Here is a 12,619-nt window from a genome sequence, read left to right on the forward strand (position 1 = left end):
GCCCAGGGCCTGGGCGATCACGGACAGGACACCCTCAATGTTGGTCAGAACGTCGTTATTCCAGAATCGAAGAACACGGTAGCCTCGGGTCGCGAGATACTCGCGAAGCGCGCGGGCGAGACCCAGTGCGAGCATCGCTGCGTCTCGGGTTCGCCTCTGCCGCCAAAGAGCCCCCCAACCCCGACTCCTCCCCGCGGTTCGCGCGCGGGAGGAGGGGAGCCGAAAGACCTCGTTCGATCAGCCCGCCCCGCCGCCGGCGGTGGCGAGCCAGGCTTCGCCGCAGGCCTTGGCCAGCTCGCGGACCCGCAGGATGTAGCTCTGCCGCTCGGTCACCGAGATCACGCCGCGGGCGTCGAGCAGGTTGAAGACGTGGCTCGCCTTGATGCACTGGTCGTAGGCCGGCAGCGCCATCAAATGGCGCGACGCCTTGGCGTCCTTCGCGTCGCGGCGCCAGCCCGCGTCGAGATACGACTTGCAGGCGCCCTCGGCCATGCGGAACTGCTCGAACAGCATGGTCGTGTCGGCGTGCTCGAAATTGTGCCGCGAGTACTCCTGCTCGGCCTGCAGGAAGACGTCGCCGTAAGAAACCCGCTCGGCGCCGTCGCGGCCGTTGAAGTTGAGGTCGTAGACGTTCTCGACGCCCTGCACGTACATGGCGAGGCGCTCGAGCCCGTAGGTCAATTCGCCCGCGACGGGCGCGCATTCGAAGCCGGCGACCTGCTGGAAATAGGTGAACTGGCTCACCTCCATGCCGTCGCACCAGCACTCCCAGCCGAGCCCCCAGGCGCCCAGCGTCGGGCTCTCCCAGTCGTCCTCGACGAAGCGCACGTCGTGGATGGCCGTGTCGATGCCGATCGCGGCGAGCGATTCGAGATAGAGCTCCTGCAGGTTTTCGGGGGACGGCTTCAGGATCACCTGGAACTGGTAGTAGTGCTGGAGCCGGTTGGGGTTCTCGCCGTAGCGGCCGTCCTTCGGCCGGCGCGAGGGCTGCACGTAAGCCGCGTTCCACGGCTTCGGGCCGAGCGCGCGCAGCGTGGTGGCCGGATGGAACGTGCCGGCCCCAACCTCCATGTCGTAGGGCTGCAGGATCACGCAGCCCTTGTCGGCCCAGTAGCGTTGCAGGGCGAGGATGAGGCCCTGGAACGAGCGCTCGGGCCGCATGTGCGGCGGCAGGTCGGACGGTGTGTCGGACAGTGTCATGACGGCTCGCATCGACGGACGAGCGGCCGCGCCGGCGGCGCCCGTCGCAGGCGCGCCCGGTCCGCGGCCGAGGCGCGCGGACCGTAGAGGCAGGGATTTTCAGGGTCAAGGCGAGGGCGCCTCGCCACGGTCTCCCTCTCCCCGCGCGGCGGGAGAGGGTGGCTCGGACCGAAGGTCCGAGTCGGGTGAGAGGGCGTCTCCGAAAGGCGGAGACTCGCGGCGGCGCCCCCTCACCCGACATCCGCGCTGATCGCGCGAATGTCGACCTCTCCCCGCGCGGCGGGGAGAGGTGAAATTGGGCTTATCGGAAAAGTCCTACTCGGGCCGGTACACGCCGGTCGACGGATCGCGGCGGAGCTTCGGCAGGCGGCTCGGGTCGACCGCCTCGGCCGGGCGCATCTGCTCCAGCTCCTCGTTGATGCGCCGCCACTCCCGGGCGAGCGTGCGGCCGAGGGCCGCGACCCCGAGGGCGGCGGCGGTCAGGGCGATCATCGGCGGGATCACGAACGGCATGCGACCGTCTCCTCTGCACGACCCGCGGGGGTGACTGCGGCGCGGGCGAGCCGCAACGACTAGGGTCTACAGCCCGTAGCGGGCCCAGACGGCGCGCGCCTCGAGCGCCGCGATCGCGTCCTCGGCGAGGCCGTGAGCTCCGCCGAAGTCGGCGCCTCCGGCCGATCCGACAAGGCTCGTCCCCATCAGGCGGCGGGCCAGGAAGCCGCGCTCCGGCGAAACCACGGGCGTCAGCACGTCCTTGCCGAAGCGCTCGCGCAAGTACGAGCGCAGATCGCCGAGCCGATCGACGATCCCGTGACCGAGCGCCGTCGACGCGGTCCAATACTCGCCGGAGAACAGGGTTTTTTCCGGGCCGGCCAAGCGGTCGCCGCGGCGCGACTTCACCAGCTCGATGAACAGGGCGTGGATCTCGGTCTGGATCGCCTTGATGCGGGCGACGTCCTCGGGCTTCTCCGGCAGGAAGGGGTCGAGCGAGGACTTGTTGTCGCCGGCCGTGTAGACGCGCCGCTCGATGCCGAGCTTCTCGATCGCCTTGTCGAGCCCGAAGGTGGCGCCGATCACGCCAATCGAGCCGACGATCGAGGCCGGGTCGGCGACGATCTCGTCGGCCGCGCAGGCGATCATGTAGCCGCCCGAGGCGCCGACGTCCTCGACGGCGGCGATCACGGGCAGGTTCTTCTCCTCGGCGAGCTGACGGATCCGTCGGAAGATCAGGTGCGACTGCGCCGCCGCCCCGCCCGGCGAGTTGATCGACAGCGCCACCGCCTTGGCGCCCCGCATCGCGAAGGCGCGGTCGAGCGCGCGGGCGAGCCCGGCGAGCGTCACGCCCGGCCGCAGCGGCGAGGCGACGCCGATCACGCCGTTGATGCGCACCACCGGCACCACCACGGTGTCGGGCCGCCAGCGCTTCGGCAGCGCCGGCGTCACCAGGCGGCGCATGCCGGCGACGAAGTCGCGGAGGCCGCCTCCGGTCGTGTCGCCGCTGCCCGGCTCTGTCCTGCTCCCGAACGTCATGATCCCGTGATCCTCCGCGGCATGGTGGCGCCCTCCGGCTCGCCGCCGGCCGGGCACCGCGACGACAATTCCGCGCCGCGCCGCCGGGTTTCGCACCGCACCGGCCGGGATCATAGGGACGCGACGTCGCGGCCGCGAGTTACGGATCGTTTACCTGACCCGTGTCGTATGGAGGCCCGACATGGTGAACCGCCCGTCACCGGCGATCACGAAGTCGACACCATCGCACATTGAATCGAACCCGAAACGCCGCCCCGCGTTGCAGTCGCGCGGCTGGATCATTCCCGGAGAAGCGCTGTCATGGACATCAAGGTCATGATCGTCGCGTCGCTGTTCGGCGTGATCGCGACCCTCTACCACGTCGCCGACCGCCGCCTCGCCCGGTCCGGCCAGCCCGTGCGGGCCGAGGAGGCCTGAGCCACCCAGGCCTGCCGACCAACCCCGGTCACGGCGCGGCGAGCGGCAGCGCCGCGCCGTGGCGCAGAACCGCCTCGGCCGCCGCGGTCGGCCAGCCGGCCGCGTCGGCGAGCACCAGCCCCGGCAGCAGCGCGAGTGGCGCGCGGCCGCCCTTGGTGGCCCGCACCAGAATCCGGATCGCCGGTTGCGCCTCCTTGCCGTGCAAGGGCAGCACCGCGATCCCGCCGAATCCCTCCGACAGCCGCGCCAGCACGGGAGCGAGCCCCGCGGCCGGCCAGATCAGCGACAGCGTGCCGCCCGGCCGCAGCAGCCGCGCCGCGGCGTCGATCCAGACGTCGAGCAGCGGCGTTTCTCCTTGCGGGGCCGACACATGGGCGCGCCGGCGCGCCGCATCGGGCGAGGCCGACAGCGTCGCGGGATCGTTGAACGGGGGGTTCATCAGCACCCGATCGGCGCATCCGGGCGAAAGCCCCGCCTCGGCAAAAGCCGCCGGCGGCGCCGCGACGTCGAGCCGCCGCGCCGCGACCCGATCGCCGAAACCGTTGCGAGCGGCGTTCTCGCCGGCCGCGCCGACCAGCGCCGGGTCGATCTCGACGAGCGTCAGCCGCAGCCCCGGCACCCGCCAGGCGAGCGCCAGACCGGCCGCCCCGACGCCCGAGCCGAGCTCGACGGCGTGCTCCCCCGAGAGCGCCGGGGTGGCCGCGGCGAGCAGGATCGCGTCATGGCCGAAGCGATGGCCGCGCCGCGGCTGCAGGAGTCGCAGCCGGCCGTTCAAAATGCCGTCGTCGCTCCACTCCGCCTCGGGGAAGCCCTTCGGCCTGATGGGCTGCACCACGGCCCCGGCCTCACGGCCCATCGGGGCGCAGCTCCTTGCCGAGGCCGGCGTCGCCGAGCAGCCGCCGCGCCTCCTTTTCCCGCGGCGTCGCGACCAAGATGCGCCGCGGCAGGATGCCGATCGAGCCCTCCAGCACGCTCATGTTCTGGTCGAGCACCAGATGCTCGATCCCGGCCGCGTCGAGCAGCGCGACCACGGCCGACACCAGCACCGGATCGTTGGTGCGCACGAGTTCCTTCATGTTTCGAGTCCCGAAGCGGAGGCGCGTCGCGCCGGCTCGCCCGGCGCCGGCTGAGCCAGATAGGCGAGCAGCTTGATCTCCCGCCGGCCGCGCGTGACCGTGTCGAGCACGAGGCCGCAGGCAAACGACAGGAAGGCGAGGATCATCAGCCCGGTCGACAGCACCGCGGTGGGCAGCCGCGGCACCACGCCCTGCTCCAGGAAGGTGACGATCACGGGCACGGACAGACCGACTGAGAGGAGGGCGAGCGACAGGCCGGCGCCGGCGAAGAACGGCAGCGGCCGCTCGACCCGGTAGAGCTTGGCGATGGTCCTCAGGATACGGAAGCCGTCGCGCCAGGTGGCGAGCTTCGACTCCGAGCCTTCCGGCCGGGCGTAATAGGGGGTCGGGACCTCGCCGACCGGCATGTCGAGCTCGAGCGCGTGGACGGTCAGCTCGGTCTCGATCTCGAAGCCGCCGGACAGCACCGGAAACGACTTCACGAAGCGGCGCGAGAACACCCGGTAACCCGACAGCATGTCGGAGAACGCGGTGCCGAACATCTGCCGCACCACCCCGGTGAGCAGGCGGTTGCCGGCCCGGTGGCCGCGCCGATAGGCGGCGGCGCCCTCGGGAACACGCACCGCCACGACCATGTCGAGGCGCTCCTCCAGCAACCGCGCGATCATGTCGCGGGCGCTGGGAGCATCATAGGTAGAATCCCCGTCGACGAGGACGTAGACATCGGCATCGACGTCGCTGAACATGCGCCGGACGACGTGGCCCTTGCCCTGCGGCGTCGCCCTGCGCACGACCGCCCCGGCCTCGCGCGCGGCCTCGGCGGTGCCGTCCGTCGAGTTGTTGTCGTACACATGAACGGCGGCGTCGGGCAGCGCCGCGCGGAAATCGGCGACCACCTTTGCGATCGACGCTCGTTCATTGTAACACGGCACCAGGACCGCGATCCGCAGGCCCGGTCCGGGCGTGGCGAGCCGCAGGTCCATCCGATCGACCAGACGTGTCACGACCGTCCTCTTCCGGGGCGTCACCGCCGTTCCGCCAGGGGAAAACACCGTACTTGCTCGTGAACGGTAGCATTTCTATCGTCGCGGGTCCTTGATTTCGGAGAATCGGCTTTGGCCGTCGTAATTCCTTTCGAGTCTCCTGCCGGCGCTTCCGTCGACCGCCTGGTATCCCATGTGTCGAGCGACATGACCCGCGTCAACGCGGCGATCCTGTCGTGCACCGGGTCCGAGGTCACGATGATCCCGGAGGTCGCCAATCATCTCATCACGTCGGGGGGCAAGCGGCTGCGACCGATGCTGACCCTCGCGATGGCCCAATTGTCGGGTTACGAGGGCGACGGGCACGTCAAGCTCGCCGCCTCGGTCGAGTTCATGCACACCGCGACGCTGCTCCACGACGACGTCGTCGACGAGAGCGACATGCGGCGCGGCAAGCTCGCGGCCCGCATGCTGTGGGGCAACGAGGCGAGCGTGCTGGTCGGCGACTTCCTGCTCGGCCAGGCGTTCAAGCTGATGGTCGAGGTCGGCTCGCTGCGCTCGCTGGAGATCCTCTCCAACGCCGCCGCCGTCATCGCCGAGGGCGAGGTGCGCCAGCTCGCCGCCGCCAAGAACACGGCCACCACCGAGGACGAGTATCTCGCCGTGGTGCGGGCCAAGACGGCCGAGCTGTTCGCCGCCGCCTGCGAGGTCGGCCCGGTGGTCGCCGACCTGCCCAAGGCCGAGCAGGCCGCCTGCCGCTCCTTCGGCATGAATCTCGGCATCGCCTTCCAGCTCGTCGACGACGCGCTCGACTACGGTGGCAAGGCCGCCAAGCTCGGCAAAAACGTCGGCGACGATTTCCGCGAGGGCAAGATCACGCTGCCCGTGGTGCTGGCGTTCCGCCGCGGCTCGGACTCGGAGCGCGAGTTCTGGCGCCGCACGCTGGAGACCGGCGAGATCGGCGCCAACGACCTCGAGCACGCGATCGCCCTGATGGCCAAGCACCGGGCGCTCGACGACACCATCACGCGGGCCCGCCACTACGGCGCCATCGCCCGTGACGCCCTCGCCCTCTTCCCCGACTGCGAGATCAAGCAGGCGCTGGAGGAAGCGGTCGAGTTCGCGGTGTCGCGCACGCATTGACCGGGTTCCGGTTCGCGGCGCGCTGCGCCGCGCCCGTGACTCGGACGCTATGCCGCCGGCTGCCCGCATGACGGGCGTCGCGCTTTTCGCTACACTTCCTCCATGACGGTCCACCCCCCGGTGACGCGCACCACGACGGCGGCCGAAGGCCTGCCGCGCTGGCGATTCACGGTCGACGAGATCGATCGGATGACCGAGCTCGGGATCTTCGACGAGCACGAGCGCATCGAGCTGATCGGCGGGGAGATCGTTCCGATGCAGTCGAAGGGCGGACCGCACGAGCGTCTCAGATCGACCCTGAATCTCTACTGGGCGCGACGGCTTCCCGACGACCTGCTGTTCACGCCCGAGACGACGTTCCGCCTCTCGGTCGACACCTTCCTGGAGCCGGATTTCGTCTTCTATCCGAAGGCTGGCGGCTGGGCCGGGCTCACCGCCGACACGGCGCTGCTTGTGGTCGAGATCGCCGATTCCAGCCTGCGCTACGATCTCGGCCGCAAGGCCGCACTCTACGCCGGCTTCGGCATCACCGAGCTCTGGGTGATCGACGCTGTGACGCGCGTCACCCATGTCCATCGCGATCCGGCACCGGACGGGTATCGGACCATCGCAGTGATCCCGGCCGGTACGGTCCTGGTTCCGGACAAGATGCCGGCGCTCGCCGTCAGGCTCGCCGACCTCGAGCTTCACTGAGATGCGCGACCGGCGGCGCGCCGACCGCCCTCCGCCTCAGCGTGCCAGCATCGTCGCGCGCACCCACCAGCCGGTGTTGGCGGGGCCGAGCTTCATGGCGGCGTCGGCCGAGGAGCGGGCGTCGTCGAACAGGGCGAAGCAGGTCGAGCCCGAGCCCGACATGCGGGCGAGCCGGCAGCCCGGCAGGGTGCGCAGCCGCTCCAGGAGATCGCCGACCGCCGGCGCGAGCCCGATGGCGGCCGCCTCGAGGTCGTTGCCGTTCTCGGCCAGATAGGCGTAGAGCGCCTCGCGGTCCTTCGGCACCGCACCGTCCGGCGTCGGCTCGCCGCGGGTCTCGCCGGGCGCGAGGCCGAGCACCGCGAACACGTCCTTGGTGGCGAGCGGGAAGCCCGGACCGACCAGCACGGCGAACAGCGGCGGCAGCGCGACCGGCGGCGACAGCACCTCGCCGACGCCGCGCATCACCCGCGGCTTGCCATCGAGGCAGACCGGCACGTCGGCGCCCGCCTTCAGGGCGGCCTCGGCGATCCGCGGATCGTCCGGCGCGAGCTTGTTGAGGCGGGCGAGCAGCCGCAGCGCCGCGGCCGCGTCCGAGGAGCCGCCGCCGAGCCCGCCGCCGGCCGGCAGGCGCTTGAGGAGATCGAAGGCGCCGAGCGCCAGGTCCGGCACCCGCTCGGCCAGCAGCCGCGCCGCCTTGAGCACCAGATTGTCCTCGACCGGCCCCGACTGCGCCGCAGTCGGGCCCGACACCGAGAGGCCGAGATCGACGCCGGATTTCAGCGTCAGCCGATCGCCGATCGTGGTGAAGCTGACCAGGCTTTCGAGCGTGTGATAGCCGTCGCCGCGCTTGCCCAGCACGCGCAGCGTCAGGTTGACTTTTGCAGGCGCGGTCTCTTCGAGGAGGCCGGTCAGTACCGTGGTGGTCATGCGAATTCCCGAGAGGCGCGCGGCGCGCGACAGGGGCCGCGCGGTATCGCCGGACGTTCTTCTCGGGAGGAAGGCGGCCGGGGTCAAGCCCCGACCTCCACCACGTCACGGATGCCGGATGATCGCGCCGGACTTTGGCGCCGGTCACCGCCGGAGCGGCGCCGCGACAGGATCGTGATCAGCCGCCGTTGTTGCCGGTCTCGGCCGGCTTCGGCTTGTCGGCCTCGGCCGCGGCGGACGGCGGCGCGTCGTCGAGCCCGACCTTCAGCTTCTTCTCGATCTTGGCGAGATCCTCGGGCTCGGGCTTGAGGTCGCGCGCATGCGTCCACTGGAACTTCGCCTCGAGCTGGCGCCCGACCTTCCAGTAGGCGTCGCCGAGATGGTCGTTGATGGTCGGGTCCATCGGCTTGAGCTCGACGGCGCGCTCGAGATGCTTGATCGCCTCGTCGTACTCGCCGATGCGGTAATAGGCCCAGCCGAGCGAATCGACGATGTAGCCGTCGTCCGGACGCTGGTCGACGGCCTTGCGGATCAGCCGCATGCCCTCGTCCAGGTTGACGTGCTGGTCGATCCACGAATAGCCGAGATAGTTCAGGACGTGCGGCTGCTCGGGATAGAGTTCCAGCGCCTTTTTCAGGTCGGCCTCGGCCTTCGGCCACTGCTTGGAGCGCTCGTAGCAGATGCCGCGGAAGTAGAAGGTCGTCCAGTTCGGCCGGGTCGGCGTCTTCACGAGGTCGAGCGCCTTCGTGTAGACGTCGGCGCACTCCGCGTACTTCTTGCGGTCGCGCAGGATGTTGCCGAGCGCCATGATGGCGTCGACGTCGTCGCCATGGGCGGTGATCAGCTTGCCGAGCGCCTCGCGCGCCTCGTCGGTGCGCTCCAGCGAGTCGAGATTCATCGACATCTGGATGTCGGCGTTGCGGCGCAGCGGCGAGTCTTCGGGCACGCGCTTGTAGACCGCGATGGCGAGCTCCGGCTTCTTCATCGCCTCGTAGAGATCGGCGAGCGACAGGAGTGCGAGCGCGTGGTTCGGCTCGAGATAGAGCGCGAGCTGCAGATAGGCGAGGCCGCGATTGGCGAGGCTCAACTCCTCCTCGCGCCGCGCCAGGGCGGCGCCGAGACCGTAGAGCGCCTCGGCGGCGCCGGCGCCCGGGCTCTCGACGAGCCGCGGCACCTGGTCGCCCTTCTCGATCGTCGTCATCGCGCTGCGGATCAGCGGATGGCGCGGCAGCGAGGCGTCGAAGGTCTGATAGACCTTGAGGGCCTCGTCGCGGCGGCCGTTGCGCGACAGCCAGCCGCCCCAGGCCTGCACGACGCGCAGCGCCGAGGAGTCGAGCTTGTAGGCCCGCTCGAAGCGCTTGCCCGCCTCCTTCTTGTTGCCGGCGAGATCGTAGGCGAGGCCGGCATGCAGATCCTTGAAGATGCCGTACCAGTCGGGCCCCGACAGGCGATCGATGGTGTCGATCGCGCCCTTGGTGTCGCCGGCGCCCTGCTGGGCCCAGGCCATCATCAGGGTGGCGATCAGATCCGTCACCGGACCGCGCGCCGCCTGACCGAGCTGGGTGCGGGCGGGACCGTACTGCTTCTGCTTGAGCGAGCGAATGCCGAGCACCAGCCGGGCGTTCGGGTTGCGGGCGGTGCGGTCGGCCTGCAGCAGCCGCTCGCCGAGCTTCGCCGCCTCGTCGATGTCACCGTCCGCCAGCACGGCGTAGAAGGCGAACTCGAGCAGGTCGGGATTCTTGGGGTCGGCCTTGAGGGCGGCGCGGTAGTAGGCCGCGGCCGAGGCGGCGTCGCGCCCGACGCTCGCATGGCGTGCCGCCAGATAGTCACCCGCCAGGCTGGTGCGCGCCGTCTCGCGGACCGGCTCGCGGCGCGCCACGGCGGCCGCCGTCGAGGTCTGCGCCGCGACGGTGCCGGGCAGGCCGGCGAGGACAACGGCCGTGGCGGCGAGAGCCGCGGCTCGGATGGGCGACGCTCGTCTCACGGCTGGATCTTCTCCTTGTGGGCGACACCTGGCAGGCGACACACCCGGTGGTCGACACACCGGCAGCGACACCTCGTGGGCGACGACGTCTCGTCACGCGGGACGAGGAGCGGCGTCGTCCGGATAGACGACATCCGTCGTGGTGGTCTCCGCCGCGCGCACCGCCGTCGCGGCGTCCGCATCCGGCGGTCGCACCCCGCACGTTTCGCGTGCCGTTCCGCCGACCGCTGTGCCGCCCGCGTCGTGGCGACGCGGGACGGGCACGGTGGCCGACAATGACCGGTTTGACGGGCCCCCGCAAGGGAGCCGCGGCGCACGCTGCTCGTCCGAGCAGAGACCGCGCGAACACGGCCGTTTGGTGGCGTCGTCGCAACGAACCGCCGCCGATCGCGCCGGCAACGGTTGCCCGTTACAGCGCCCTCACATGCTCGGATAGACCGGGCCGCCGCCGCCCTCCGGGGCCACCCAGGTGATGTTGCCGTTGGGATCCTTGATGTCGCAGGTCTTGCAGTGCACGCAGTTCTGCGCGTTGATCACGAAGCGCATGCGGGCCTGCGGCCCGTCGTCCTCGCGCACCCATTCGTAGACGCCGGCCGGGCAGTAGCGCCCCGACGGCCCGGCATAGACGTCGTACTCGGACGCCTTCTGCAGCCCCGGATCGGCGAGCTGCAGATGCACGGGCTGGTCCTCCTCGTGATTGGTGTTGGACAGATACACCGAGGACAGCCGGTCGAAGGTGAGGACGCCGTCGGGCTTCGGATAGGCGATCGGCCGGCAGCTCGCCGCCGGCTTCAGGCAGGCCGAATCGGGCTTTCCGTGCGACCGCGTGCCGAAGAACGAGAAGCCCATCGTGTTGGTCCACATGTCGAGCCCGCCGAGGCCGATGCCGACGGCGGTACCGAAGCGCGACCACAACGGCTTGGCGTTGCGCACCTTCCACAGGTCGCGGCCGACGTCGGACGAGCGCCAGCCCTTCTCGTACTCGGTCAGCTCGTCGCCGGCCCGGCCGGCGGCGAGCGCCGCCGCCGCGTGCTCGGCCGCCAGCATGCCCGACAGCATCGCGTTGTGGGTGCCCTTGATGCGCGGCACGTTGAGGAAGCCGGCGTCGTCGCCGATCAGCACGCCGCCCGGGAACGCCACCTTGGGCACCGACTGCCAGCCGCCCTCGGCGATGGCGCGCGCCCCGTAGCCGATGCGCTTGCCGTCCGTGAAGGTGCGGCGCACCAGCGGATGCGTCTTGAAGCGCTGGAACTCGTCGAACGGCGACAGATACGGATTCTCGTAGTTGAGGTGCAGCACGAAGCCGACCGCGACGAGGTTCTCGCCGTAGTGATACAGGAACGAGCCGCCGCCGGTCTTGTTGTCGAGCGGCCAGCCGAAGGTGTGCTGGACCAGGCCGGGGTGGTGGCGGTCCGGCGTGACCTGCCAGAGCTCCTTGATGCCGATGCCGAACTTTTGGGGCTCGCGGCCCTTGCACAGGTCGTAATGGGCCAGCAGCCGCTTGCCGAGATGGCCGCGGGCGCCCTCCGCGAACAGCGTGTACTTCGCCCGCAGCTCCATGCCGCGCGTGAACGTGTCCTTCGGCGCGCCGTCGCGGGCGACGCCCATGTCGCCGGTGGCGACCCCGACGACCTCGCCGTTGTCGCCGAACAGAACCTCGCTCGCCGCGAAGCCCGGATAGATCTCGACGCCGAGCGCCTCCGCCTTGGCGGCGAGCCATTTGCACACGTCGCCGAGCGACACGATGAAGGCGCCGTGGTTGTTGAGCAGCGGCGGCATCAGCGCGTTGGGCAGGCGCAGCGCGCGCTGGCCGAACAGCATGTAGAAGCGGTCGTCCTTCACCTTCGTCTTGAGCGGGGCATCGTCCTCGTCGCGCCAGCCGGGCAGCAGGCGATCGAAGGCGATCGGATCGACGCAGGCGCCCGACAGGATGTGAGCGCCGATCTCGGCGCCCTTCTCGACGATCACCACCGACGCGTCCGGGCTGACCTGCTTCAGCCGGATCGCCGCGGCGAGGCCCGAGGGGCCCCCGCCGACGATCACCACGTCGAATTCCATCGCCTCGCGGGCGGGCAGTTCCTCGGACATCACATCACCCCGATTCGATCGGCCGGCGCCGCGTCGCGCGGCGTCGCTCGGACATGCAGACGGTGCACCCGGCGCACCCTGCGACAATTGGAAGCCGTGGCGCGGGACGGTCTCGCGGCGGCGGGGGCCGCCCGCGTCGCTGCGCCGTATTCGCCTGCGGCATCGGTATCACCGCGCAAGCGGCAGGGCGACTCCTTGATCTGCCGCAAGACGACGTGTCGCGAGGTGACCTGTCGCGGGGGGCGTGCGCGGCGGGAGTTCGCGACCGGCCGGCCGACGACGCACCCGGGCGCATCTTGTTGTATGAAGGGCCGGCATGAGCTCCGACCGTACCGCTGCCGTCCGCGACCTGCTCGCCTTCTATCTGGAGGCGGGCGTCGACGCGCTCCTCGCCGAGGAGCCGCGCGATCGCCTGCGTCCCGAGGAGGCGGCCGCGCCGGCAGGCGTGACGGCGATCGCCACAGGGACGTCCCCGGCACCGGCCGAGCCGCGCCGGCCGGTCGGGGACCCGGCGATCGGGCGCCCGACGTTGCGCGAGAACGGCACGGCGGGCCGGGCCGCGAGTGCTCCGCCCGCGA

12 protein-coding genes and 1 pseudogene are annotated in these 12,619 nt (G+C 70.8%); 3 read left to right on the forward strand and 10 right to left on the reverse strand.

The features are described 5' to 3' along the window. The 7 genes from CCR97_RS23555 to CCR97_RS23585 form a co-directional block, all read right to left on the reverse strand. Positions 1 to 135 (reverse strand): DUF559 domain-containing protein (locus CCR97_RS23555; protein ID WP_420826099.1); only part of this gene is annotated, 135 nt, incomplete at its 3' end. A gap of 102 nt (positions 136 to 237) precedes the next feature. After that, positions 238 to 1,161: a glycine--tRNA ligase subunit alpha gene (locus tag CCR97_RS23560; RefSeq protein WP_201159923.1), complete on the reverse strand. Its 924-nt coding sequence runs from the start codon at positions 1,159 to 1,161 to the stop codon at positions 238 to 240. A gap of 354 nt (positions 1,162 to 1,515) precedes the next feature. Next, the gene (locus CCR97_RS23565; protein ID WP_207199569.1) at positions 1,516 to 1,713 is read right to left on the reverse strand and encodes a hypothetical protein; all 198 of its coding nucleotides are present in this window, start codon (positions 1,711 to 1,713) and stop codon (positions 1,516 to 1,518) included. Between the two features lie 66 nt (positions 1,714 to 1,779). After that, positions 1,780 to 2,655 (reverse strand): S49 family peptidase, encoded by an 876-nt coding sequence (locus CCR97_RS23570; RefSeq protein WP_201159924.1) that lies wholly within the window; start codon positions 2,653 to 2,655, stop codon positions 1,780 to 1,782. 520 nt (positions 2,656 to 3,175) lie between these two features. Further along, positions 3,176 to 4,003 carry a tRNA1(Val) (adenine(37)-N6)-methyltransferase gene (locus CCR97_RS23575; RefSeq protein WP_201159921.1) on the reverse strand — a complete coding sequence of 276 codons (828 nt, stop codon included), beginning with the start codon at positions 4,001 to 4,003 and terminating at the stop codon, positions 3,176 to 3,178. Beyond that, positions 3,993 to 4,223: a putative signal transducing protein gene (locus tag CCR97_RS23580; protein WP_111358446.1), complete on the reverse strand. Its 231-nt coding sequence runs from the start codon at positions 4,221 to 4,223 to the stop codon at positions 3,993 to 3,995. Before CCR97_RS23580 ends, CCR97_RS23575 begins: the two co-directional genes overlap by 11 nt. Next, positions 4,220 to 5,206, reverse strand: coding sequence for a glycosyltransferase family 2 protein (locus tag CCR97_RS23585; protein WP_111358447.1), 987 nt, complete (start codon positions 5,204 to 5,206; stop codon positions 4,220 to 4,222). The genes CCR97_RS23580 and CCR97_RS23585 overlap by 4 nt, the downstream gene beginning before the upstream one ends. A 132-nt stretch (positions 5,207 to 5,338) precedes the next feature. On the opposite strand from CCR97_RS23585, the gene CCR97_RS23590 reads away from it, so the two are divergent. Continuing rightward, positions 5,339 to 6,349 carry a polyprenyl synthetase family protein gene (locus tag CCR97_RS23590; RefSeq protein WP_111358448.1) on the forward strand — a complete coding sequence of 337 codons (1,011 nt, stop codon included), beginning with the start codon at positions 5,339 to 5,341 and terminating at the stop codon, positions 6,347 to 6,349. A gap of 102 nt (positions 6,350 to 6,451) precedes the next feature. Beyond that, complete coding sequence (locus tag CCR97_RS23595) at positions 6,452 to 7,042, forward strand: Uma2 family endonuclease (RefSeq protein ID WP_201159922.1); 591 nt, start codon at positions 6,452 to 6,454, stop codon at positions 7,040 to 7,042. Positions 7,043 to 7,078: 36 nt separating this feature from the next. Here CCR97_RS23595 and CCR97_RS23600 read toward each other — a convergent pair whose 3' ends face one another. From CCR97_RS23600 to CCR97_RS23610, 3 genes are all read right to left on the reverse strand, one after another. Beyond that, positions 7,079 to 7,969, reverse strand: a complete 891-nt coding sequence (locus CCR97_RS23600; RefSeq protein ID WP_111358449.1) for a 4-(cytidine 5'-diphospho)-2-C-methyl-D-erythritol kinase — start codon at positions 7,967 to 7,969, stop codon at positions 7,079 to 7,081. A gap of 178 nt (positions 7,970 to 8,147) precedes the next feature. Next, positions 8,148 to 9,953, reverse strand: coding sequence for a tetratricopeptide repeat protein (locus tag CCR97_RS23605; RefSeq protein WP_111358450.1), 1,806 nt, complete (start codon positions 9,951 to 9,953; stop codon positions 8,148 to 8,150). A gap of 420 nt (positions 9,954 to 10,373) precedes the next feature. Then, positions 10,374 to 12,044, reverse strand: a complete 1,671-nt coding sequence (locus CCR97_RS23610; protein WP_420826098.1) for an electron transfer flavoprotein-ubiquinone oxidoreductase — start codon at positions 12,042 to 12,044, stop codon at positions 10,374 to 10,376. Between the two features lie 313 nt (positions 12,045 to 12,357). Between CCR97_RS23610 and CCR97_RS31880 the strand changes: the two are divergent. Continuing rightward, positions 12,358 to 12,619 (forward strand): annotated as a pseudogene (locus CCR97_RS31880) (uracil-DNA glycosylase); the annotation flags it as partial.

This window comes from Rhodoplanes elegans (assembly GCF_016653355.1).
Classification (GTDB): domain Bacteria; phylum Pseudomonadota; class Alphaproteobacteria; order Rhizobiales; family Xanthobacteraceae; genus Rhodoplanes; species Rhodoplanes elegans.